Origin of the sequence: Sphingorhabdus arenilitoris, assembly GCF_042651485.1 — a bacterium.
In the GTDB taxonomy this organism is placed as follows: domain Bacteria; phylum Pseudomonadota; class Alphaproteobacteria; order Sphingomonadales; family Sphingomonadaceae; genus Sphingorhabdus_B; species Sphingorhabdus_B arenilitoris.
Genome location: NZ_JBHSDH010000013.1, coordinates 433,116 through 456,697, shown reverse-complemented (window position 1 = coordinate 456,697; position 23,582 = coordinate 433,116). Strand labels below are relative to the sequence as shown.

At 52.7% G+C, this 23,582-nt stretch carries 24 protein-coding genes; 15 read left to right on the top strand and 9 right to left on the bottom strand.

Going from position 1 to position 23,582, the window contains the following annotated elements:
- The first annotated feature begins 123 nt into the window (after positions 1–123).
- The 5 genes from ACFOWX_RS06335 to ACFOWX_RS06315 all read left to right on the top strand — a co-directional run bounded on the left by ACFOWX_RS06335 (position 124) and on the right by ACFOWX_RS06315 (position 2,188).
- Positions 124–669, top strand: coding sequence for a hypothetical protein (locus ACFOWX_RS06335; RefSeq protein ID WP_381422376.1), 546 nt, complete (start codon positions 124–126; stop codon positions 667–669).
- 20 nt (positions 670–689) lie between these two features.
- Entirely contained in the window at positions 690–1,097 is a 408-nt protein-coding gene (locus ACFOWX_RS06330; protein ID WP_381422374.1) for a phage holin family protein, read from the top strand.
- On the top strand, positions 1,081–1,386 hold the full coding sequence (locus ACFOWX_RS06325; RefSeq protein ID WP_381422372.1) for a hypothetical protein: 306 nt from the start codon (positions 1,081–1,083) through the stop codon (positions 1,384–1,386). The genes ACFOWX_RS06330 and ACFOWX_RS06325 overlap by 17 nt, the downstream gene beginning before the upstream one ends.
- On the top strand, positions 1,379–1,885 hold the full coding sequence (locus ACFOWX_RS06320) for a hypothetical protein (protein WP_381422370.1): 507 nt from the start codon (positions 1,379–1,381) through the stop codon (positions 1,883–1,885). Before ACFOWX_RS06325 ends, ACFOWX_RS06320 begins: the two co-directional genes overlap by 8 nt.
- 78 nt (positions 1,886–1,963) lie before the next feature.
- A complete protein-coding gene (locus tag ACFOWX_RS06315; protein WP_381422368.1) occupies positions 1,964–2,188 on the top strand; it encodes a DUF4170 domain-containing protein in 225 nt (74 codons plus the stop codon).
- An 11-nt stretch (positions 2,189–2,199) separates the two neighbouring features.
- On the opposite strand, the gene ACFOWX_RS06310 is transcribed toward ACFOWX_RS06315, so the two are convergent.
- The 3 genes from ACFOWX_RS06310 to carB form a co-directional block, all read right to left on the bottom strand.
- The gene (locus ACFOWX_RS06310) at positions 2,200–2,835 is read right to left on the bottom strand and encodes a rhomboid family intramembrane serine protease (RefSeq protein ID WP_381422366.1); all 636 of its coding nucleotides are present in this window, start codon (positions 2,833–2,835) and stop codon (positions 2,200–2,202) included.
- 30 nt (positions 2,836–2,865) lie between these two features.
- Positions 2,866–3,342 (bottom strand): transcription elongation factor GreA, encoded by a 477-nt coding sequence (greA, locus tag ACFOWX_RS06305; RefSeq protein ID WP_381424944.1) that lies wholly within the window; start codon positions 3,340–3,342, stop codon positions 2,866–2,868.
- 97 nt (positions 3,343–3,439) lie between these two features.
- On the bottom strand, positions 3,440–6,784 hold the full coding sequence (carB, locus tag ACFOWX_RS06300; protein ID WP_381422364.1) for a carbamoyl-phosphate synthase large subunit: 3,345 nt from the start codon (positions 6,782–6,784) through the stop codon (positions 3,440–3,442).
- A gap of 57 nt (positions 6,785–6,841) precedes the next feature.
- Between carB and ACFOWX_RS06295 the strand changes: the two genes are divergently transcribed.
- Positions 6,842–7,087: a FitA-like ribbon-helix-helix domain-containing protein gene (locus ACFOWX_RS06295; RefSeq protein ID WP_381422362.1), complete on the top strand. Its 246-nt coding sequence runs from the start codon at positions 6,842–6,844 to the stop codon at positions 7,085–7,087.
- On the top strand, positions 7,084–7,497 hold the full coding sequence (locus ACFOWX_RS06290; RefSeq protein WP_381422360.1) for a type II toxin-antitoxin system VapC family toxin: 414 nt from the start codon (positions 7,084–7,086) through the stop codon (positions 7,495–7,497). The genes ACFOWX_RS06295 and ACFOWX_RS06290 overlap by 4 nt, the downstream gene beginning before the upstream one ends.
- 108 nt (positions 7,498–7,605) lie before the next feature.
- On the opposite strand, the gene ACFOWX_RS06285 is transcribed toward ACFOWX_RS06290, so the two are convergent.
- Together ACFOWX_RS06285 and carA are read right to left on the bottom strand one after the other, a co-directional pair.
- Complete coding sequence (locus ACFOWX_RS06285) at positions 7,606–7,839, bottom strand: DUF4177 domain-containing protein (protein ID WP_381422358.1); 234 nt, start codon at positions 7,837–7,839, stop codon at positions 7,606–7,608.
- Positions 7,836–9,014 carry a glutamine-hydrolyzing carbamoyl-phosphate synthase small subunit gene (gene carA, locus ACFOWX_RS06280; protein ID WP_381422355.1) on the bottom strand — a complete coding sequence of 393 codons (1,179 nt, stop codon included), beginning with the start codon at positions 9,012–9,014 and terminating at the stop codon, positions 7,836–7,838. Before carA ends, ACFOWX_RS06285 begins: the two co-directional genes overlap by 4 nt.
- 145 nt (positions 9,015–9,159) lie before the next feature.
- On the opposite strand from carA, the gene ACFOWX_RS06275 reads away from it, so the two are divergent.
- From ACFOWX_RS06275 to ACFOWX_RS06255, 5 genes are all read left to right on the top strand, one after another.
- Positions 9,160–9,612, top strand: coding sequence for a GatB/YqeY domain-containing protein (locus ACFOWX_RS06275; RefSeq protein WP_381422353.1), 453 nt, complete (start codon positions 9,160–9,162; stop codon positions 9,610–9,612).
- Between the two features lie 3 nt (positions 9,613–9,615).
- Complete coding sequence (gene dnaG, locus ACFOWX_RS06270; RefSeq protein ID WP_381422351.1) at positions 9,616–11,484, top strand: DNA primase; 1,869 nt, start codon at positions 9,616–9,618, stop codon at positions 11,482–11,484.
- Positions 11,485–11,516: 32 nt separating this feature from the next.
- A complete protein-coding gene (gene rpoD, locus ACFOWX_RS06265) occupies positions 11,517–13,541 on the top strand; it encodes an RNA polymerase sigma factor RpoD (protein WP_381424942.1) in 2,025 nt (674 codons plus the stop codon).
- A gap of 141 nt (positions 13,542–13,682) precedes the next feature.
- Entirely contained in the window at positions 13,683–14,402 is a 720-nt protein-coding gene (locus tag ACFOWX_RS06260; protein WP_381422349.1) for a DUF6975 family protein, read from the top strand.
- Positions 14,403–14,499: 97 nt separating this feature from the next.
- The gene (locus ACFOWX_RS06255) at positions 14,500–15,342 is read left to right on the top strand and encodes an AAA family ATPase (RefSeq protein ID WP_381422347.1); all 843 of its coding nucleotides are present in this window, start codon (positions 14,500–14,502) and stop codon (positions 15,340–15,342) included.
- On the opposite strand, the gene ACFOWX_RS06250 is transcribed toward ACFOWX_RS06255, so the two are convergent.
- Positions 15,339–16,739, bottom strand: a complete 1,401-nt coding sequence (locus tag ACFOWX_RS06250) for a methyl-accepting chemotaxis protein (protein ID WP_381422345.1) — start codon at positions 16,737–16,739, stop codon at positions 15,339–15,341. The two genes, ACFOWX_RS06255 and ACFOWX_RS06250, sit on opposite strands and share 4 nt — an antisense overlap.
- Positions 16,740–16,856: 117 nt before the next feature.
- Between ACFOWX_RS06250 and ACFOWX_RS06245 the strand changes: the two genes are divergently transcribed.
- Positions 16,857–18,035 carry a vWA domain-containing protein gene (locus ACFOWX_RS06245; protein ID WP_381422343.1) on the top strand — a complete coding sequence of 393 codons (1,179 nt, stop codon included), beginning with the start codon at positions 16,857–16,859 and terminating at the stop codon, positions 18,033–18,035.
- A 3-nt stretch (positions 18,036–18,038) separates the two neighbouring features.
- Here ACFOWX_RS06245 and ACFOWX_RS06240 read toward each other — a convergent pair whose 3' ends face one another.
- Positions 18,039–19,244, bottom strand: coding sequence for an exo-beta-N-acetylmuramidase NamZ family protein (locus ACFOWX_RS06240; protein ID WP_381422341.1), 1,206 nt, complete (start codon positions 19,242–19,244; stop codon positions 18,039–18,041).
- Positions 19,241–19,786 (bottom strand): DOMON-like domain-containing protein, encoded by a 546-nt coding sequence (locus ACFOWX_RS06235; RefSeq protein WP_381422339.1) that lies wholly within the window; start codon positions 19,784–19,786, stop codon positions 19,241–19,243. Before ACFOWX_RS06235 ends, ACFOWX_RS06240 begins: the two co-directional genes overlap by 4 nt.
- A 28-nt stretch (positions 19,787–19,814) precedes the next feature.
- Between ACFOWX_RS06235 and tyrS the strand changes: the two genes are divergently transcribed.
- Both tyrS and ACFOWX_RS06225 read left to right on the top strand, forming a co-directional pair.
- Positions 19,815–21,050 carry a tyrosine--tRNA ligase gene (gene tyrS, locus ACFOWX_RS06230; RefSeq protein WP_381422337.1) on the top strand — a complete coding sequence of 412 codons (1,236 nt, stop codon included), beginning with the start codon at positions 19,815–19,817 and terminating at the stop codon, positions 21,048–21,050.
- Positions 21,051–21,154: 104 nt separating this feature from the next.
- Positions 21,155–21,478, top strand: a complete 324-nt coding sequence (locus ACFOWX_RS06225) for a PilZ domain-containing protein (RefSeq protein ID WP_381422335.1) — start codon at positions 21,155–21,157, stop codon at positions 21,476–21,478.
- Positions 21,479–21,485: 7 nt separating this feature from the next.
- Here ACFOWX_RS06225 and recG read toward each other — a convergent pair whose 3' ends face one another.
- A complete protein-coding gene (gene recG / locus ACFOWX_RS06220) occupies positions 21,486–23,549 on the bottom strand; it encodes an ATP-dependent DNA helicase RecG (protein WP_381422333.1) in 2,064 nt (687 codons plus the stop codon).
- Positions 23,550–23,582 lie beyond the last annotated feature (33 nt).

Here is a 23,582-nt window from a genome sequence, read left to right as displayed (position 1 = left end):
GCCATATAATTACCTGCGATGGCCTATCTTCGGCCAATTTTATTTTGGTGTTGTAGTTGACTAAAGCAGTCAAGATGCAAATATCATAACGTAAGCTATAAGCGAATGAACAGGAGAATCCCAATGGCCGACACCGATAAACCCAAAGCGAAACCCGCAGCGACCCGCAAGCCAGCGGCCCGCAAAACAACTGCCGCAAAACCCGCAGCCAAAAAAACCACCGCAAAAACCACCGCTGCAAAGCCGGCAAAGGCAACGACTACAGCAAAAAAAGCAGTCGCCAAATCCGTGCCCGCCGCAGGTAAAGCGCAGGACAAGGTCAAAGAAGGCATGAACAATTTCAAAGAGCAAGCGACTGATAAAGCACGGACCGCCGCCGAACGCGGTAAAGATAAAGCGACAGAAGCCGTGGGCGGTATCGGCAAATTGATCCGGGACAGCGCCGCGACAATCGACGAGAGTGTCGGCAAGCAATATGGTGATTATGCGCGCTCCGCCGCCGACGCGGTTGAAAGCTTCGCCGAAAAAGTGGATGCAAAGAAGGTTGATGATATTGTCGATGATACCCGGAATTTCGTTCGCAAAAGCCCTGCCATTGCCATAGGCGCAGCAGCAGCGGTCGGTTTCCTGATTTCACGGCTAATCCGCTCTGGCCGCGACGACGCTTAAACAAGGATATTCGAACAAATATGGACGGTGATCCGGACCAGACTCATCCTCTGGACATTGATGATGTGCAGCCCAATGCCGCCGATCCCTCAATCAAGCGGGATATGGAGCAGCTTGCCCATGATGTGCGTCAATTTGCCAGCGCCGAAATAGACTATTACCGTGCCCGGTTAAATTACAGCAAATCGGTCGCCAAACGGAGCGCTTTGTTTTTCACCATATCCCTCATTGCACTGCTCGGTGGTTCTATCGCATTTATTTTGGGCTGTTTGCTGATTTTGGTGAGTTATGCTGGGCCCGTTGTAGCCACGTTAATAGTCGTTGGCGCATGTGTCGTTGTCAGCATTGGCGCTGCTTTAATCGGGCGCAAACAAGCACGGAAATTCAAATTTCCTGAAATTGAAAGCGAAGATGATGGATCGGATTGATATTTTGGCACGCCATAGAGCGCGCAAGGATGCGCGATTAGCGCTGACCAATGGCATAAAGGAAAAGCGGGAAACATGGCGGCCTGCCAATATCGCCGACCGGTGGAAATCAAAACAGATTGAAAAATTATCAGGCGCAAAGGATAAAAGCCTTCAAATAGCGAAGGATAATAAGCGATTGTTGGGCGGAGCCGCGCTTGCGGCTATATTATTGGCAGCCCATCGTCCGATATTGGACGCGGCAAAACGGTGGAATTCAGGAACAGGTAAAGGAACAGGCGATGAGTAAGTTGAGCGATGGAATAAAATCAGCCGCCGATAGCGCGAAAGACGGTATTGCAACGGCCAAAGCGAAAGCGGAGCAGACAAGCGCTGCGGCCCGCAAAAAAGCAAGTGATGCCTATGGCAAAGGCCGCGAAGTGGCCAGCAAGAAAGTGCAGTCTTCGAAACAATTGGCGACAAAGGCAAAGGCCAAATCTGCGGATACGATCGATAAAAACCCGTTGGCTATCGTCGCCGGGGGCTTGGCCATTGGCGCGATAATTGGCGCATTATTACCGAAAACCGAACGCGAACAGAAAATTCTGGGCAAAACGGGTAAGAAGCTGAATGAGAAAGCCAAACAGGTTGCGGGTGCTGCCAAAGAAGCAGGTATGAAAAAAGTGGATGATCTGGGCATCAACAAAGACACAGCCCGCGATCAGTTTCGCGATTTGGTCAGCAAGGCGACCGAAGCGGTAAAAGCCGCTGGTCAAGCGGCCAGTGATGCCGCTCGTAAAAAGGACTAGAAAATCCAATATTGCGCAGTTAAGAGCGCGTCATTCAGGCGCGGGTGAGCGCATGTTCAACGGTCATAGGAGTTCAAATTGGAAAAGCCCAAACTACATCTCGTTTTTGGCGGCCGGGTAGCTGATCCGCGCTCCCTGGATTTCACCGATCTTGATAAGATTGATGTGGTTGGTGTGTTTCCCAATTATGAAGAGGCTGAAGACGCTTGGCGCAGCGCGGCGCAGCGGACCGTTGATGATGCGGAGATGAAATATGTTGTGGTTCATCTCCACCGTTTGCTAGAACCCGACGTGAATGTTTAACGAAATTGGCTTTAAGCCGTTCGTTTGTACCAACGGTGCAGCGGCTCTGCGGCAAGGCAGCCAAAGATAAATGCCGCCATCGCCGATGCCACCAAGGGCACAATCTGGTCCCACGGCATGTATAAATTCCAGGCGATGTTGATAACGAACCATAACGCCGTCAATTGCAGCAGCCGGCTATTTCGGCCGGATAAATTCATCCAATATTGCTGAACCAACGGCGTTTGCAGCATCAAATAGCAACCGATAATCGCCGACACCGCGTTGAATGACCCGGTAAAAGGTTCAGCGCTGCCTCCGGCGACAACCGTCAAGGCCACCGCAGATGACAGCGCGCCGCCGAAATATAGGATGACAATGGCGCGCGATCCTATGGACATTTCCAGCGCGTTGCCCAGCAATAGCAGCAGCAAAAACGGCCATAATAAGTCAAACCATCCCAAGTGAATGAAGCTGGCCGTAAAAGGCGTCAACCAAACCGGGATGAGTGTAGCCGCCTCACCAAACATCGCTGCTGAACCGAATATCCGGGCCGGAATAAAAGCGGCAGCAGGCAGCATGACATTCATTGCCCCCGGCCACAAACCGATCAGAGCAACAAGGACATTGATAAGAACAAGGGCAGTTGTTGCAGGTTTCAATTTCATCACATTATTCCTGGAGCAACGTCCAACCTGTTATTTAAATTCAATTTTTTGTACGAGATAATATTTGTCACCCGACGGAACGGTCAATTCGATTTCATCGTCGACCTCACGCCCGATTAATGCGCGGCCCAAGGGCGAATTATACGATATGCGCCCAGCCCCGGCATTTGCCTCGGTTTCTCCAACCAGCTGATACACAACGGGTTTGTCGTTTTCATCCAGCAAAGTGACCGTCGCGCCAAATACGATTTTATCGCCCGATAAAGTGGCAGGATCGATAATCTGCGCCCGCCCGATTTTATCTTCAATATCACCAATGGTTGCTTCAACTTGGCCCTGACGCTCTTTGGCCGCGTGATATTCCGCATTTTCCGACAGGTCGCCATGCGCCCGCGCGGTCTCAATCGCTTCAACGATTTGAGGGCGCTCTTCGCGCAGTTTTTTCAGTTCCGCCGCAAGCTTTTCATAGCCTTCGGCCAACATCGGATATTTTTCGTGGCTCGCCATGAGCATTTCCTTCATACCAAAATCATCCCGACCGGCGAACGACGCGTTCATCCGGCTGCAGTTCCATAAATGCGGGGGAAAGAATTACTGCCTTATCTTAATAATAGTCCTGAAGCGGACGAACTTCAAGCGACTCGTTGCGAAGCGCCGATATCGCCTCTACAGCGGCCACACTGGCGCTTGCCGTCGTGTAGGATGGAACCTTCTCCACCAGAGCGCTGCGCCGGATTGATTCGGAATCCTTCAGACTCTGCCAACCCTCTGTTGTGTTGAAGATCAGGTCGATTTTGCCGTCGATGATGCGGTCGACGATATGCGGCCGGCCTTGTGCGACTTTATTGACCATTTCAACGGTAACCCCATTATCCGCCAAATAGGTCGCTGTGCCCCCCGTTGCCATAATATGAAAACCCATTGCTTCCAATTTCTGACAGGCGGGCAAGATAACGGGTTTGTCAGTGTCCTTTACCGAAACAAACACGTTGCCTGATTTCGGCAAAATCACACCAGCCCCCATTTGCGATTTGGCAAAGGCAGTGGCAAAATCACGGTCGATACCCATGACTTCGCCCGTTGATTTCATTTCCGGTGACAGGACCGGATCGACACCCGGGAAACGAGCAAAGGGAAACACCGCCTCTTTGACCGCAATATAGTCTATATCGAGATTGATTTTGGGCAAATCCACCAGCTTTTCGCCTGCCATTACCCTTGCTGCTATCTTCGCTATTGGTGCGCCGATGGCCTTTGCAACAAAGGGCACTGTCCGCGAAGCTCGGGGATTCACTTCGATCAGGTATACTTCGCCATCCTTGACCGCAAATTGCACATTCATCAGGCCCTTCACCTTCAAGGCCCGCGCCAGGCTATCGGCTTGCCGCGCGATTTCCTCAACAATATCCTGCGGTAGCGAATAAGGCGGCAAAGTGCAGGCGCTGTCTCCGCTATGGACGCCAGCCTCTTCAATATGCTGCAAAATACCGGCGACAACCACGTCATCACCATCGGCAATGGCGTCAACATCGACTTCTATCGCGTCGCGCAAATAGCTGTCGATCAGTACTGGGCTATCGCCTGAAACGATCACCGCAGTCTGGATATAATTTTCCAGCTGCGCCTGCGTATCGACAATCTCCATCGCCCGTCCGCCAAGCACATAGCTCGGCCGCATAAGGACGGGATAGCCGATCCGGTCGGCGACCGCGATCGCCTCTTCGCGGCTGCGCGCAATGCCATTTTCCGGCTGTTTCAGGCCAAGCTTATTGACCAACGCTGCAAAACGTTCGCGGTCTTCGGCCAGATCAATGGCATCGGGCGAAGTGCCCAATATCGGAATTCCCGCCTTTTCCAACGCATGGGCCAAATTGAGCGGGGTTTGTCCGCCAAATTGGACAATCACGCCTTTCAACTTACCCGATTTTTGTTCGACATGCAGGATTTCCAACACATCTTCTGCGGTCAGCGGTTCGAAATAGAGCCGGTCCGACGTATCATAATCGGTTGAAACGGTTTCCGGGTTACAATTGACCATGATCGTCTCATATGTATCCTCCAGCGCAAAACATGCATGGACACAGCAATAGTCAAATTCGATCCCCTGCCCGATCCGGTTCGGGCCGCCGCCCAATATCACGACTTTTTCGCGGTCCGATGGCATGGCCTCACATTCCGGCTCCCCAAACAACGGTGCTTCATAGCTGGAATACATATAAGGCGTTTTCGCCTCAAATTCTGCCGCGCAAGTGTCGATACGTTTGAATACCGGACGCACGTTCAGCTTGTGGCGCAGCGCGCGGACTTCTTCTTCGGTAATCGGCCCCGTCATGGCGCGAACAGCCTCGCTCAACAGGCCCGATCCGCGGCGCACCGCCGTGCTCATACCAGGACGCAAATGCGCGGATTCAAGTGATAAATGTGCGAGCCGTTTATCACTGAACCCCATCGACTTTAGCTTGCGAAGCGCGGGCGCATCCTGCGGCAGACCGTCGTCGCGGATGTTATCTTCGGCAGAGATAATCTCCGATATGCGCTCCAAGAACCAAGGATCATATTTCGCAACGCTATGCACCTCGGCAACCGTCATCCCCTCGCGTAATGCTTGCGCCGCTACCAACAACCGGTCCGGCGTTGCCCGCGATAGCGCGGCGATCAGGTCATCGCGCGATGCACCCTGCAAATCATCAACATAGTTGAACCCGACAAGCCCTGTCTCCAATCCGCGCAACGCTTTTTGCAGGCTTTCGTGGATATTGCGGCCGATTGCCATCACCTCTCCCACCGATTTCATTGCGGTGTGGAGCAGCGGTTCGGACCCTTTGAACTTTTCAAAGGCAAAGCGCGGGATTTTGGTGACAACATAGTCAATCGTCGGTTCAAATGACGCCGGCGTCGCGCCGGTTATGTCATTATCGATCTCGTCGAGCGTATAGCCCACGGCCAGCTTTGCCGCGACCTTTGCGATCGGAAAACCCGTTGCTTTGGATGCCAGAGCCGACGAACGCGATACACGCGGGTTCATCTCAATAACAATCAGGCGGCCATCGGCTGGATTGACCGCGAATTGTACGTTGGAACCCCCTGTTTCCACGCCAATTTCACGCAGCACCGCAAGGCTGGCGTTGCGCATAATCTGATATTCCTTATCGGTCAGGGTCAGCGCGGGTGCCACGGTTATACTGTCACCTGTATGCACACCCATCGGATCGATATTTTCGATGGAACAGATGATGATGCAATTGTCCTTTCTATCGCGGACAACCTCCATCTCATATTCTTTCCAGCCCAATAGCGATTCTTCGATCAATACCTCGGTGGTCGGCGAAGCTTCCAACCCGCCTTCGACGATTTCCACAAATTCGTCGCGGTTATACGCAATGCCGCCGCCGGTGCCGCCCATGGTGAAGCTAGGCCGAATAATGGCAGGAAGGCCGGTGCGTTCGAGCACGGCGAGCGCGTCTTCCATGCTATGCGCGATGCCGCTGCGTGCGCTTTCCAGGCCGATAGCGTCCATGGCGTCGCGGAATTTGATCCGGTCCTCCGCCTTGTCAATCGCTTTTGCATCCGCCCCGATCATTTCGACGTCATATTTTTGCAGCACGCCCATTTTGTTGAGCGATAGCGCGGTATTCAGCGCCGTCTGCCCGCCCATAGTAGGCAGCAGGACCATCTTTTCATCGGGGAATTTCGCCTTTTCCTTGGCAATGATCTTCTCAACGATTTCAGGCGTAATTGGCTCCACATAGGTCGCGCCATTTTCGCCAACCATATCGGGATCGGTCATGATCGTTGCGGGGTTGGAGTTGACGAGGATGATCCGGTACCCCTCCTCCCGCAATGCCTTCACCGCTTGCGTCCCCGAATAGTCAAATTCGCACGCCTGTCCGATAATGATAGGGCCAGCGCCGATAATAAGGATGGAGTTTATGTCAGTTCTTTTGGGCATTGATTATTGTGCTCTCATTGCATACAATGATTGCATTGCAATCATTGGAGACGGATTATGGGCAGTATCACGGTTCGCAAGTTGCCGGATGATATCAAACAGGAATTGCGCGAGCTTGCGGCCCGGCATGGCCGTTCGCTGGAAGAAGAAGTGCGTCAGGCGTTGATTGCTCTGGTGCGGCCTCAACAGGATAATCCAAAGAGTTTTTTTAAAGGACTGTATGATATCAGCCGCCCCGGCTTTGATGACTTTCCCATCCCCGAACGCACGCCCGCTCGTATCCCCGATTTGTCCGAGGAATGATCCTTGTCGATACAAATGTGTGGAGCGAAGCTTTTCGCCCACAGCCTGATTTGCAAGTGCAAATTTGGGCAGAACAGGAGGCTGCAAATCTGTGGCTGGCGTCAACAGTGATTGGCGAGCTATTATCAGGCGCATACAGGCTGCCTGAAGGTAAGCGAAAACAGTCTTTCTTGACCGGATATCGTGCGTTGATTGAAACCCAGGCAAAGCGGATAGTAGATTTCGATCTGGCTGCCGCACGGCATTATGGCGAAATCCTCGCCTTTCTGAAAAATAGTGGCCAAAACCCGACCACGGCCGACGCGCAGATAGCCGCAATGGCCCGCTCGCGCGGCATGGCGCTTGCGACGCGCAATGTGAAGGATTTTGAGGGGTTGGGATTAAAGCTGATAAATCCTTGGGAAAGCTGACATCAGCATCGCTGTTCGGCGCAAGCGGTACAGGGCCAGTGCCGATGTGGGGGTTTGGGTTTGTGTCATTTCCCTTGTGCATTAAAACTCAATCTTTTATTAAATATATCAAATAATCGGGCGTTTAAAAATATATGCAGCAGACGGCTTGCCCTGTTCGCCATGGACAGGCCCTAACGAGACAAGCTCCCACCCCTCGGCACCCAGATGATTTAATGCCTGTTCTGTAGAGAAGTCTTCAAAATCAGCACGGCTCCATTCGCCTTTGTTGTTCCAAATGCTACCAACATACTGAAGCACAATATATTCCCAGCAGCATCTGTCTGTTCGGTTTTCACTCACCCCAACTCCCCCACAAACTTCTCAAACAGGTAAAAGCTATCCATCGGCCCGGGGCTTGCCTCGGGATGGTATTGCACGCCAAACGCACGCTTTCCCTTGATCGCGATGCCGCAGTTGGAGCCGTCGAATAGGCTGACATGCGTTTCCACTACGGTCTCGGGCAGGCTGTCGCGGTCGACTGCGAAGCCGTGGTTCATGCTCGTAATTTCAACAAGGCCCTCAGTCGCGTCCCAATCTCCGCCGACGCGCTGCACGGGATGGTTGGCGCCGCGGTGGCCTTGATGCATCTTGACCGTCTTTGCTCCCGCCGCCAGCGCCAGCATCTGATGCCCCAAACATATGCCGAATAACGGCATATCGCGCTCCAACAGGCCCGCAATCACCGGCACCGCATATTCCCCCGTCGCCGCGGGATCGCCGGGACCATTGGACAGGAACACCCCATCGGGGCTCAGTGCCAATATATCGTCCAGAGAGGTTTTTGCCGGAACAACAGTAACCTTTGCCCCGGCCTTCACAAGGTTTCGGAAGATATTATGCTTTGCGCCATAATCGATGGCGACAACATGCGGGCGCTGACCGCCTTCTGCCTCATCATAGCCATGGCCCAATTGCCATGCGCCGCCGGTCCAATCGCCGGTGCTATCGCGTGTCACATCTTTGGCAAGGTCCATGCCTTCCAGCCCGGACCAACCCTGTGCCATTGCAAGCAAGGCATCGGTGTCGAATGTGCCATCGGCGCTATGGGCAATGACGGCATTGGGGGCGCCATTGTCGCGGATCAGGCGGGTTAGAGCTCGCGTATCGACGCCCGATATTCCGATCCGGCCGTTGGCAGACATCCATTCGGCAAAATGCTGCTCATTGCGAAAATTGCTTGGGTTTGTGACATCCTCACGCACGATGCAGCCGAGCGCATGAGGAGCCTCTGCCTCAAAATCCTCCGCATTGGTTCCGACATTGCCGATATGGGGGAATGTGAAGGTAACAATCTGCCCCGCATAGCTAGGATCGGTCATCACTTCCTGATATCCGGTCATTGCGGTATTAAAACATACCTCGCCAGCCGCAGCACCTTCTGCACCGAAACCTCGTCCCCAGATCATGTGCCCCGATGCCAAAACCAATAGCCCCGTCGCTCCATTGGGCGCAGGGTAAGATTTGGGGTCAGCCATTATGGGCTCTCCATCAATAGGGATTAATAACAATGTCGCTAAGGCATTGCAGCTAGAGAGGCGGCGCGGCCACGTCAATCTATTAAAATGAGAAAAGCCGCGCTATCCACAATTTTTTATCACCATAAAATATAGAGACATCATCATGATTCGTGACACGATTAAAGCAGCCCAAATTACCGCGATGAAAGCGGGGGAGAAGGAGCGGCTGCATACCATTCGCTTGATTTTGGCCAAGATTAAGGATCGCGACATCGAACTGCGCACCGGCGGCGACGGCGGCGATGACGATGCGTTGGTGACCGAAGTATTGCAGAAAATGGTGAAACAGCGCCGCGAATCGATCAAGCTTTATGAAGAAGGTGGGCGTCAGGAATTGGCCGATGTTGAAAAGGCGGAGCTGATCATCATCGAAGAATATCTGCCTGCGCAGATGAGCGACGCCGAAACCAACGCCGCCATTGCCGCGATAAAGTCAGAATTGGGCGCAGAAAGCATCAAGGATATGGGCCGCGTCATCGCCGCGTTAAAAGAACGCCATGGGCCGCAACTGGATATGGGCAAAGCCAGCGGCCTGGTGAAAGCGGCGCTGTCATAAACGATGGCACTCACCCCGCAATGGTTGGATGAACTGCGCAGCCGGACCATGTTGTCCGCGCTGATCGGGCGCAGTATAAAAGTGACCAAGGCAGGGCGCGAATATAAGGCTTGCTGTCCTTTCCACAATGAGAAGACGCCGAGCTTTACGATCAATGATGAAAAAGGTTTTTATCATTGCTTTGGCTGCAGCGCGCACGGCGATGCGATACGGTGGATGACCGACCAGCGCGGGTTGTCCTTTATGGACGCTGTAAAGGAACTGGCCGCGCAGGCGGGAATGGAAGTCCCCGCCCCAGATCCGCGTGCGGCGCAGCAAGCAGAGCAGCGGGCGGGCCTCCATGATGTGATGCAGGCAGCGCAAGATTGGTTCGCTGCACAATTAAACAGTATCGAAGGCGCGGCGGCGCGTAGTTATTTGGAACGGCGCGGCATTCACGCACAGACCGTCAAGGATTTTGGCTTCGGCTTTGCTCCCGATAGCAAAAGCGCGCTCAAAGCCGCGCTGGCGCAGTTTGGCGATGATATGCTGGTTGAGGCAGGGTTGCTGATCAAAGTTGACGATAAAGCTCCCTATGACCGGTTTCGCGGCCGTTTGATGATCCCGATCCGCGATCCGCGTGGCCGAGTGATTGCCTTTGGCGGACGGATATTGGGCGATGGCGAGCCCAAATATCTCAATTCCCCCGACACGCCCTTATTCGACAAGGGCCGCACGCTCTATAATCTCGACAAATGCTCGCCTGCTTCGCGCAGCACAGGGCGGGTTATCGTTGTCGAAGGCTATATGGATGTCATCGCCCTTGCCCAGGCGGGCTTTCCCGACGCTGTAGCTCCGCTAGGGACGGCACTGACCGAGCAGCAGATTGAGATGCTGTGGCGAATGACCGAAAAACCGCTTTTATGTTTTGACGGCGATGCAGCGGGGCAGAAAGCGGCGATGCGCGCGGCTGACCGGGCCCTGCCTTTGTTGAGGCCCGGGCACAGCCTGCAATTCGTAACCCTGCCCGAAGGTCAGGATCCCGATGACTTGGTGAAGTCATCTGGTTCGCAAGCTTTCAAACAACTGCTTGATAATAGCGAGCCTCTGGTTGATCGGCTTTGGGCGGCCGAATTGGTGGCACAATCGCTGGATACACCGGAAGACCGCGCCAGTTTGAAGCAGCGGCTTGGCCAGCATATCTCGGCAATTTCTGACGGTGAAATAAAGCGCCATTATGCAGATGCGTTTCGTGACCGCTTTGATGCGTTATTTGCGCGAAAAACTGCGCCCAGCTACCCAGCCCGAACAAATCCAAATTTTAAGCGAGGTAGCGGGGCGAAATGGGCAAAAACGGTTTATCAGCCCACAACGAGCGAAGCGAGAGGTATAAGCAGCAAGGGTTCAGACCTGTTGATGCAAGGGTTGCTCGTTAACATCTTGCTGTATCCCGCTTTAATCGACGGGCACCGAGAGGCGCTGATGGAAATTCATCCGCGCAACGCGAATCAAGCAGATTTGCTTTCCTTTATCCTAGATTCCACATTAACGAAAAAATCTCTTGATAGTGCGGGCTTGCTTACCATATTAGAAGGGCAATTGTATAATGTCGCTCAGGATCTGCTGCGGGGTGATGGAAAAGCATTTGCTTTCAACCGCAGATCGCTGTCCGGGGAAGCCGATGATTATACAAGCCTGTCAAAAAATATGGCTGAAATGATTAAGCTGGTTAAACAAAGGCCTGCTTTAGAGCAGGCTTTGGACCGGGCAACAATTAAGGTAAGTCAAGAACTTACAGAAGAAAATTATGCTGAGCAGCAGCGACTGCGCAGTGAAAAAGAAGCCTTTGACAGGCGAATAGTCGAAATGGCCGATCGTGGTCTCGATATTTGACTGGCAGTAGAAATAGCGTCGGGGAATTTGAATTGGCAACCAAAGCGAAGAATAAAAACAATGCGGCAGACGGCGATGCGCCGCTGATCGATTTAAACGGTGCAGAGATCAAAAAGCTTTTAATCAGAGCGAAAAAGCGTGGTTATCTGACCTATGATGAGCTGAATAACGCGTTGCCGCAGGATCAATATTCGTCGGAGCAAATTGAAGACGTTATGTCGGCAATCTCCGAAATGGGCGTCAACATCGTTGAAAATGATGAAGAAGCCGCTGAGCAGGATGAAGCCGAAGAGCAGGTAAAAACCGTTGACGAAAATGTCGGCGAAAATGATGCCAAGTCATTAACCGCGCAAAAGAAAACTAACGACCGCACCGATGACCCTGTGCGCATGTATCTGCGCGAAATGGGCGCGGTTGAGCTGCTCAGCCGTGAGGGCGAAATTGCCATCGCCAAGCGGATTGAGGCTGGCCGCGACACGATGATCTTGGGCTTGTGTGAAAGCCCGATCACTTTCCACGCCATTATTGAATGGTCCCGCGCGTTGAACGATGGTGAAATGCAGCTGCGCGAAATACTTGATCTGGATGCCATGCTTTCCAAAGAGCCCGCTCCTGACAAGATGGAAGAGGATAATGAGGCCGCCGAAGATGGCGCAGAAATCAGCGAGGAAACCGCTGGCCCGTCTTATAAAGACGATGATGACGATGAAGAAGAAACCGAAACCATCGAGGATGAAGATGGCAATATAACCGAACGCAAACGTCCGGTTGAAGATGATGAGGAAGACAATACGCTTAGCCTCGCGCAGATGGAAGAAGCGCTGAAGCCCGACGCATTGGAGCGTTTTGCAAAAATCACCAGCTTGTTCAAAAAATTCTCTAAGATTCAACTGGAGAGGATGGAATTGATGGCGTCTGGCGAGGAATTGTCCGTCGCCAATGAAAATAAATATAACAAGCTGCGCGAAGACCTGACCGCGGAAGTGGAGAGCGTTCAATTCCACGCGAATAAGATCGAATTTCTGGTTGATCAGCTTTACAGCTTTAATCGCCGCCTCACTGCCTTGGGCGGACAGATGCTTCGCTTGGCCGAACGCCATAAAGTTCCCCGCCGTGATTTCCTGAACCGATATGTCGACCATGAGCTGGACGAAAATTGGCTCGACGAAGTGTCTGGCGTTGATAAAAAATGGGCAAAGTTCGCCGAAAATGAGGCCGGCGCAGTTGAGCGTATCCGCAACGAAATAGCGGATATCGCTTCCGCCACTGGGATGGCGCTCAGCGAGTTTCGGCGGATTGTGAATATGGTTCAAAAGGGCGAGCGCGAAGCGCGTATCGCCAAAAAAGAAATGGTCGAGGCGAATCTGCGCCTCGTGATTTCGATCGCCAAAAAATATACCAATCGCGGCCTGCAGTTCCTTGATCTTATTCAGGAAGGCAACATTGGCTTGATGAAAGCCGTGGATAAATTTGAATATCGCCGCGGTTACAAATTTTCGACTTATGCAACCTGGTGGATTCGTCAGGCGATTACGCGGTCGATTGCCGATCAGGCCCGAACGATCCGTATTCCAGTGCATATGATCGAAACGATCAACAAGCTGGTTCGCACATCACGGCAATTCCTGCACGAACAGGGCCGTGAACCGACGCCAGAGGAAATGGCCGAACGCTTGTCCATGCCGCTTGAAAAAGTGCGCAAGGTGATGAAAATCGCCAAAGAGCCAATCTCCCTTGAAACCCCCATCGGGGATGAGGAAGACTCGCATCTGGGTGATTTCATCGAAGACAAAAATGCGATCATTCCCGTAGACGCAGCGATCCAAGCCAATTTGAAAGAGACGGTCACCCGCGTCCTTGCTTCGTTAACGCCTCGCGAAGAACGGGTTTTGCGCATGCGTTTCGGCATCGGGATGAACACGGACCATACATTGGAAGAGGTGGGCCAGCAATTTTCGGTGACCAGAGAACGCATCCGGCAAATTGAAGCGAAAGCTCTGCGAAAGTTGAAACACCCAAGCCGCAGCCGCAAAATGCGGAGCTTTTTGGATCAATAATCATTTATGGGGCGCTGAATATGGGTATTTTTCCTTCGGCGCCTCATCACATGTAAACCAGTCCTTTAGAAGTTTGCGCTAATAATCTCCGCTCTGGGGCGAGGCGGGTTGCTGCTATGCTCATAGCATTTGGAGATTTTGATGGATAATCTGGCGCGCCCTGCATCGGCCCATGCCGATTCCTCGCAAGATTTTGCGGGGAAACTGATTGCGTCCATTTTGCAATCAGGCAGCAGCGCCACGATTGCGCCGATTCAAAAATTTCTCAATGACAGCAAAAATGCAAAGGACCTGCGATCCTCGGTTAAGGCGCTGCGCCCTGCCCTGATCGCTGATATTGCTCATTTTTTATGTATATCACACGGGCGGCATCCGGGCATTGTGGATCATGCCGCAACTAAGATTATCGATGGACCGGCCCGGCCCTGGCTAGTTCAAGCGATGGATGGTTTCGCCGCCGAACGCGTCTATCTCAACAATTTAACCGTGGCCGCCGGACCGATAACGCGTCAGGCAGGGCAAGAGAAAATAACGGCGATTATTACCGCGCAGTCGAAAAGTTTTGAGATGTTGGCCACATCGGACCGAAAAGGCACCGCAGCAGGTGCAGCAATTGCTTTTGTGCTCGATTGGACCGCAGCACGGGTCATATTAGACGAATGTGCGTTGGCGCTGTCGATTGAGCCAGCTGGCTTGGAATTGCCAGACCGCGCCGCGTGTGCGGATTTGGCAGAGGCATTGGGCCAGGATAAAGCCAAGCAGCGCGCCATGACATTTGGCAGCGAGCAGCTATTGGCTCAGCAAATCGGGCTTTGGCAATTGATCGCCGCCCGCCATCACGAAAATATGCACCGCAGCTAAATTGAGGTCAAAATCCATAATTCTATAACGACGGTTGCAATCCTGCGCGCGCGCACTTAATCCCTCTTTTAATCGATTGATTAAGTAAGGAATGGATATGCGCTTTACCGGCACCGACAATTATGTAGCGACCGATGACTTGAAAGTAGCTGTGAACGCGGCTGCGACGCTGCGGCGTCCGCTTTTGGTCAAAGGCGAGCCGGGCACCGGCAAAACCGTTTTGGCGCAGGAAATCGCAGCCGCCATGGGCGCACCTTTGATTGAATGGAACATTAAATCCACGACCAAAGCGCATCAGGGGCTTTATGAATATGACGCAGTCGCCCGGCTTCGTGACAGCCAATTGGGCGATGACCGCGTGCATGACATTAAAAATTACATCAAAAAGGGAAAACTGTGGGAGGCATTCACCTCTCCTGAGCTACCCATCTTGTTGATCGACGAAATTGACAAGGCGGATATCGAATTTCCCAATGACTTGCTGCAAGAGCTCGATCGGATGGAGTTTTTTGTTTATGAAACGCAGGAAACGGTGAAGGCCGCAGAACGGCCGATTGTGATCATCACGTCCAATAATGAAAAAGAGCTGCCGGACGCATTTTTGCGCCGCTGTTTCTTCCATTATATCAAATTCCCGGACCGGGAAACGATGCAGGCGATTATCGATGTGCATTTCCCCGGCATTCAAAAAATGCTGGTGTCAAAAGCCATGGATATTTTTTATGAAGTGCGCGATGTGCCGGGCTTGAAGAAAAAGCCAAGCACCAGCGAATTGATTGATTGGCTAAAGCTATTGCTGGCCGAAGATATGCCGCTGGATGTGCTCCAAAATAAGGATCCGACGAAGGCCATTCCGCCGCTACACGGCGCTCTGCTGAAAAACGAACAGGATGTGATGCTGTTTGAACGGCTCGCGTTCATGGCGCGCCGAAATAGTTAGAGATAATAGGCCAGCTCAAAGTCGCCCCATCGGCGGTTGTTCCAATAGAGTGGTACATAAATGTTGCGAACCAGACGATTTTCCTCCTGGTCATCTTCAACGCAATATACCGCCATTTTGAAAGCATCGGTGCTCTGCTTGGCGGGGATATCACATCCGGTCAGGATAATGCGTCCATTGCGGCAATGAACGGCATTGTATAAAGGGTCACCGGTTAATGGCTTTGAAAATCTGGTTAAATGGGTGGGTAAAAACCCATTTACATCGGTGCATACGGCGGCCTCATACCGCCGGTCTGAATCGGTGATCTTGTCCAACATCGGCCGCCAATTTGCGTCGGCCCAAGCGGTCAGCCGGTTTCTATATTGAACCGGATTACTGCCTTTGACTTCGACATATTGGGTATCAAATAAATCATCCATCGTCAGCGCGCCTGCATCCATGGCTTTCTGCGTCAATTTTGTAAATTGATTTGCAAAAGACATTGCTTGTTCGACGAAATAGTCATCCTGCGGCGACAAACCATTTTTGACAACAATATCAAACATATCGTTGCATAGCATTTCGACTGCATCAGCCCTGGATTGAGCCTTCTTCAGCGATTTATTATTATTCACTATGCCCTGCGACAGATGTTCTGCGGCTGAATGCGAAGCCTGCATGAAATGTTTAAGATCGCCACTGATTTTTGCAGCTTGCGCATTTTCGCTGCTGACACCGGCGACGATGCCGTCGATGTCCAACAACAATTCGTCAACTTTGCCGAATTTTTTGTCCATACCGCGGCTCCGCGCTAGACCGGACTGCAGTTTTTCGACGATTTGATTCGCATTGCCGCTAATATTGTTGATTGCTTGCGTCACATTGGCATTGGCAGCTTTCGTGTCGGAGGCCAACGCTTTCACCTCGCTCGCTACCACTGCAAAGGTCTCGCCCGCTTCGCCGGCTTTCGCCGCTTCGATTGTCGCGTTAAGCGCGAGCATATTGGTGGTTCGAGCCAAAGAATCGATGTTGCTGGTGACTGTGTTTATTTCATCGATCGATTCAGCAAAGCCGTTCAAAAATTCTTCTAACTCGTTAAACAAGCCAACTAAATAAAGTGCGTCCGCAGATGCATTGCGGATTTCTACACCCCCACCTGAAATTTTATGCCGCGCATCTTCACTCATTCGGTGAGCGGCTTCACAAGCGGTTATCACCGATGATTGATTTTGCCCAAGTGCATCGATTGAGGTTTTGAGAACCTCTTGTCGTTCAACGACTTCATCCGATACCCTGATAACATGCCCGATAATCGCATTTACCTCAGAACAGCCGATGGTCACGTCGCCGCATAAAGCCGCAATTTTTTGGGACCAGGCCTCTTCGGGGGAAGCATAGATTTTAGTCGATTGCATTCGTCGCAGCCTTTTTTGTGTTTTGCACAGGCTTTCCGATACGAAATTATGGTTTCCATTCCGTTAACGCTTGGCCAAAACTATTTGCACCACGGTGCATTTACGCTACCACAAGCTATGTTTTTTAACTTCCTTGATGAGTTGCGGGTCGCTGGTATCCAGGCGAGTATGAAAGAGCATCTGATGCTACTCGAAGCATTGGACCGCGATGTCATAGAACGCACACCGGAAGAATTTTACTATCTGTCACGCGCGGTCTTCGTCAAAGACGAAGGGATGCTCGATCGTTTTGATCAGGTATTTGACAAGGTTTTTAAGGGCCTTATCACCAGCTATGGCCAACAAGAGGTTGAAGTACCCGAAGATTGGTTAAAAGCTGTGGCTGAAAAGTTTCTGTCTGAAGAGGAGATGGAAAAAATCAAGTCGCTCGGTGACTGGGACGAGATTATGGACACGCTCAAAAAGCGGCTCGAAGAACAAAAAGAACGGCATGAGGGCGGCAATAAATGGATCGGCACCGGCGGCACGTCGCCATTTGGAAATAACGGCTATAATCCCGAAGGTGTCCGTATCGGCGGCCAGTCAAAGCATAAGCGCGCGATCAAGGTTTGGGAAAAAAGAGAGTTCCAAAATCTCGATAGCTCGCGGGAGCTGGGCACACGTAACATCAAAATCGCGATGCGGCGTTTGCGTAAATTTGCCCGGACGGGCGCTGCCGAAGAATTGGATATAGATGAGACTATTCGCGGCACGGCGAAACAAGGCTGGCTCGATATTCATATGCGCCCCGAACGGCGAAATGCCGTCAAACTCCTGCTGCTTCTCGATGTTGGCGGGTCCATGGATCCCTTCATCAAACTTTGCGAAGAATTATTCAGTGCGGCCACCAGTGAGTTCAAAAATCTGGAATTTTTCTATTTCCACAATTGTCCCTATGAAGGATTGTGGAAAGACAATCGCCGCCGTTTTGCGGAACGAACCCCAACATGGGATATTCTGCATAAATATGGCCATGACTATAAAATCGTCTTTGTCGGCGATGCGGCGATGAGCCCCTATGAGATTACCCATCCCGGCGGTTCGGTTGAACATTTCAACGAAGAATCAGGCGCAGTTTGGCTGCACCGTTTCACCAATACCTACCCTGCATCGGTTTGGCTAAACCCCGTTCCCGAAAAACAATGGGGCTATTCGCAGTCCACCAAAGTGATCCGCGAATTGATGGATGATCGCATGTATCCCCTAACGCTGAAGGGCTTGGAAGATGCGATGCGCGAACTTATCCGGAAAAATTAGCGACTAATAAATCAGATAGCGTTCACGTTCTGTCAGCCATTCCTGCTCATCGGGCAGCGTGATGGCGTCCAAGTCGTCCGGCGTCGCATTTGTATCGTCAACCCATAGGCGCAGCGCGTCACTGCCATTGATTACATCGATGGCCAAAACATCATTGGTATATTCATATTTGAAATCCTTGCCCCGCCATAAGGGGTAATCGGGGTAGAGACGCCTTATAGCCTTGAATGCGAGCGCCTGTATCCGCCAAGGCTTGAACGCGCCATGATCATAATGCGGTCCTTCACAATGAATTTGAACTGCATGGCATAACTTGCCTTGATGTTTATGAAAAGTTGGCTCAATCCAACATTCACGCAATATTGTCCCGGTCAGCCATTGCGGAGCCAATGCCTGCATTTCCGCGATGACCGCGCGCGCATCAACATCTGGTGCAGCAAATAATTCCAGTGGGCGGGTCGTGCCCCTGCCCTCGCTCAGCGTTGCTCCTTCCAGCATCACTGTTCCTGCATATGCCCGGGCCATGGTGACGTTGGGCGCATTCGGGCTTGGGTTGATCCAGATGCGGTCCTGTGGCCAGCCATAGCCAGGTGCGCTTTCCGGATCCCACCCTTCCATTTCAATAATGCGATAATCCAGATCAAGCCCGAAATGACCAATAAACCAGTTTCCCATCTCACCCAGCGTCAGTCCATGCCGCATGGGCATTGGTCCTGCACCAACAAAACTCTCCCACCCGCTGCGCAGCGTCATTCCTTCGACCGGACGCCCGGCTGGGTTAGGACGGTCCAATACCCAGACTGATTTCCCATGCTCAGCCGCAGCCTCAAGCATATAAAGCAGCGTCGTGATAAAGGTATAAATGCGGCAGCCGACATCCTGCATATCGATCAATATGGTGTCGAAAGTCCCCATCATCTGACCGGTAGGACGGCGGACTTCGCCATAAAGGCTGAAGACAGGTATTTGATGGACGGGATCGGTGAAATCCTCAGTTTCCATCATATTATCCTGTTTATCGCCGCGCATCCCATGCTGCGGGCCAAAGGCGGCGGTGACGTTGATATCATCCAAAGACGCCAAGGCATCGAGACTGTGAGTTAAATCTTCGGTCACCGAAGCAGGATGTGCAAGCAAGGCAACCCTTTTCCCGGCCAGATCACGGCGGAGCGAGGGGTCGGACAGTAGACGATCAATTCCGTTTTTCATGCCGCTCCTGCTGCCTTTAATAGATGCGTAAAGCAAGCCTGATCGTGAAAATCTGGTTGGTCGCGATGGTGAGCAAGCGCCCAATAAGATTTCGTTCCATGGGTCTCTTCCAATATACAAGAGATAGCCGCCGTCAAATCGCGGCCCCACCAATTTTTCGGCAGGACAAGCGCCGCCTCCAGAGCAAAATGGCTGTCACTGGCATCCAGCCCAATTTCCGGCCCGGCTATTTCCAGCGCCGTCATGCCGCCGCGATATTCGGTGAAATGATAGGCCGCCCACTGGCCAGACGGCGCGAAATTAAACTCAAGATAATCAGAATCACCGCCCTGCAGAAAAATCTCAAAACAGGTGGTTTGCCATAAACCGTCGCTGCGTTCGGATGGTTTGGGATAGTCGGTTTCGAGCGCGCGCAGATCGCATTCTACGTGATAACGCAGCCATAATCGCCCCGCGTCCGACAGGGTGGCATCCGCAAACACCTTAATCTTGCTTTTGGCGGGGGTTTCTTTGTGACAAAGCAGCTGCAACATATTGTCCAAAAGCTATTCTCCATGCTAGGCGCACGCCATGACTGACACATACGCATCCGATCTTCTGCGCTTACTAAATGAGCGCGGCTATATCCACCAGATTACCGACGCCGATGCACTCGATGCATTGGCCGCCAAACAGGTGGTCCCCGCTTATATCGGGTTTGATGCGACCGCGCCGTCGCTTCATGTCGGCAATTTGGTGTCAATCATGCTGCTGCGCCGTTTGCAGCAGGCGGGGCATAAACCAATTGTGGTGATGGGCGGCGGCACGACGAAGGTGGGCGATCCATCTGGTAAAGATGAGGTTCGCAAGCTGCTCGACACCGACGGGATAAATCAAAATATCGCGTCTATCCGCCGAATTTTCGAAAGGTTCCTGGATTTTAGTGACGGACCAACCGGCGCGATTATGGTGAACAATGCCGATTGGCTTGACCAGCTCGGCTACATCGATCTGCTGCGCGACGTTGGGCGGCACTTCACCCTCAACCGTATGCTGACATTCGATTCGGTAAGGCTCAGGCTCGACCGGGAACAGCCGCTGACGTTCCTCGAATTCAATTATATGATCCTGCAGGCCTATGACTTTCTGGAACTGTCTCGCCGATATGGCTGTCGTCTCCAATTGGGGGGGTCGGATCAATGGGGTAATATTGTTAACGGTTTGGAACTTGGCCGCCGCATTGATGGCACCGAATTATTTGGCGTGACCACCCCGCTGATAACCAAATCCGATGGCAGCAAAATGGGTAAGTCCGTAAGCGGCGCAGTGTGGCTGCATGAAGATCAGTTACCGCATTGGGACTATTGGCAATTTTGGCGCAACACCGATGACCGCGATGTGGGTAAATTCCTGCGCCTGTTTACGGATATCGACTTGTCCGAAATTGAACGGCTCGAAGGCCTAGAGGGCAGCGCTGTTAATGAAGCAAAAATTGCGCTCGCCAATGCCGCGACCGCGTTATGCCGGGGCGAAGAAGCGGCAAAGGCGGCAGAAACAACGGCAATGCAAACGTTTGCTGGCGGCGGCGCGGGCGATGACTTGCCCAGCGCAGAGATACAGGCCGCAGAGATTTCAATCGTCGATGCGCTTTTGGCGCTTAGCTTTGTCGCTTCCAAAAAGGAGGCCAAGCGATTGATTGACGGCGGCGGCGCAAGGATCAATGGGGATCAGGTAACAGATGAAGCAACCATGATCGCGTCAACGCCTGAAACGGTCAAAATTTCGGCAGGTAAGAAAAAGCACGGCATATTGGTATTTTCCAGCTAATTTTCCTTTGTTGCCGACGAAAACAAAGCACACCTTTACGGTTTATTTGTAAATTTCTGCCACTCTCTGTCTTCTAATAATAGGGGAACAAGGGTCGCAAATTTATGGTGCAAGCAATACAAAATGACGATTATGACCTTCGCCGGGCCGCAAGGCATCGGGCCGATTACGACGTGATCGTGGAAAGCAAGCTTCACGGCGATCAAAAAGCCCATATCGTCAATGTGTCGGCACATGGTTTTATGACCGATGATAATGAGATTTTTGAACGCGGTGATCGTATCGAGTTACGCTTGCCAGAGGTGGGCCGCATTGAGGCGCATTTGATCTGGTCGGTAGAAAAACGCGCTGGATTCCAGTTTGAACGCGTCATTCGTATCACTGATTTTATGAAAATGTTGAAAACCCTGTCGCCGAAGCGGCGGTAAACCCGCCCTAACCGCCGCGGAGCGTCGCGATACCGGCATCTCTCTCAAATAAATATAGCGCAAGACGAGCCGCTTGACCGCGCGCGCCAGAATCTAGACCGCCATCGCGGTCGAGCAGCAGCCGTGCGTCGTCCGACGCGATGCCGATCATCGCTCGGACCTGCTCGGCTGTTGCAACGCGGAACGGGCTGTCCCCGGATTGCCGCGTACCCAGCAGCTCGCCTGCCCCGCGCAGACGCATATCTTCTTCGGCTATCCGAAAGCCGTCATTGCTCTCGCGCATCAATTTGAGCCGCGCCGCCGCTGTTTCCCCGATATGCGCGCTGCGCACCAAAAGGCAAATCGACTTTTCCGCACCCCGCCCAACCCGCCCGCGCAGCTGATGCAATTGTGCTAGACCGAACCTATCCGCCGCCTCGATTATCATCAAAGAGGCATTGGGCACATCCACCCCGACCTCTATCACGGTGGTCGCGACCAAAAGCTGCGTTTTGCCGGCAACAAATGCCTCCATGACGGCATCTTTCTCTGGCCCTTTCATCCGGCCATGGACGAGTGCAACCTTATCACCGAACCGTAGCCGCAGCTGCTCCGCCCGCTGTTCGGCGGCGGCAAGATCGCTATTTTCGCTCTCCTCGACGAGCGGACAAACCCAAAAAGCCTGTTTACCCGATGCCAAATGACGCCCCACGCCTTCGACCAATTCCACCAGGCGTTCGGACGACATCACTCTGGTTTCGACAGGCGTGCGTCCCGGCGGCAACTCATCCAGCTGTGAGCTATCCATTTCGCCATAGCAGGCCAGCGCCAGCGTGCGCGGGATTGGCGTTGCCGTCATGACTAGCAAATGCGGCACGCCCTTGGCTTTGCGCGATAGCATCAAACGCTGCGACACGCCGAAACGATGCTGCTCATCAATGACCGCGACGGCGAGCGATTTATAAGTCACCGCCTCTTGGAATATCGCATGGGTGCCCACCAATATATCAATGCTGCCATCGGCCAGCCCCATCAGCGTCGCTTCACGCGCTTTGCCTTTATCGCGGCCTGTCAGGATCGCGATATTCACAGGCAGGCCCGATAGCATTTGCCGCAAATTGGCAAAATGCTGCCGCGCCAAAATCTCGGTGGGAGCGAGCAGCGCGCCCTGCATTCGGCATTCCACGGCCCGAAGCAACGTCATGAGGGCAACCATTGTTTTACCCGATCCGACGTCACCTTGGAGCAAGCGGAGCATCGGGCGGCTTTGCGCCATGTCGCTTTCAATTTCGGCGATCGTTCGTTTTTGCGCGCCGGTCAGGTCAAATGGCAAATTGAGTGCATTCGTTAAACGCCCATCGCCCTTAATCGCTATACCGTGACGCCGGTCCAGCGCGCTGCGAACAAGACGCATGGCAAGTTGGTTCGAAAATAATTCGTCATAGGCAAGCCGGTCCCGCGCTGCCTCATCATCCTTGCGATGCACTGTGGTCAGCGCGGTTTGCCAATCAGGCCAAACCCGCTTAGCCAAAAGTGAAGGCTCAATCCATTCGGGCAGCGCCGGAATATTCTCTACCGCGCTACTGGCCAACTGCCCCAATCTTTTGTTGGTTAAACCTTCGGATAGCGGATAAATGGGTTCGGCCAATGCGGGCGCAGCGCCGTTATCCAGCGGCTCCATATGGTCGGGATGAACCATTTGCAATTCGTCGCCATAACGCTCCAATTTGCCCGAAATGACGCGCTCTTCCCCGATCGGCAGCTGCTTTTTTGCCCATCCGCCATTACGCCCGAAAAATGTGAGCGTAACGTAATTGCCGTCTGCATCACTGGCGAAGATGCGTGTTGGCGCACGGGGCGATCCGCTGCCCTTATAGTCCATTACAACCAACCGAATGATGATATTCTGTCCGACGTCACCGACGTCAAGCGCCGGCACCGGTTTGCGATAGGTCCAACTGGCTGGAAAATGGTATAGCAAATCCTTGATCCGCTCGATCTTAAGACGGTCGAGCGGCTTGGCCAGCTTCGGGCCAATGCCGGCCATTGAACGAACTTCCGCAAATAGAGGATTGAGTATATCGGGACGCATGGCTAACGCCCTCTATAAAGCGAAAATCAGCCG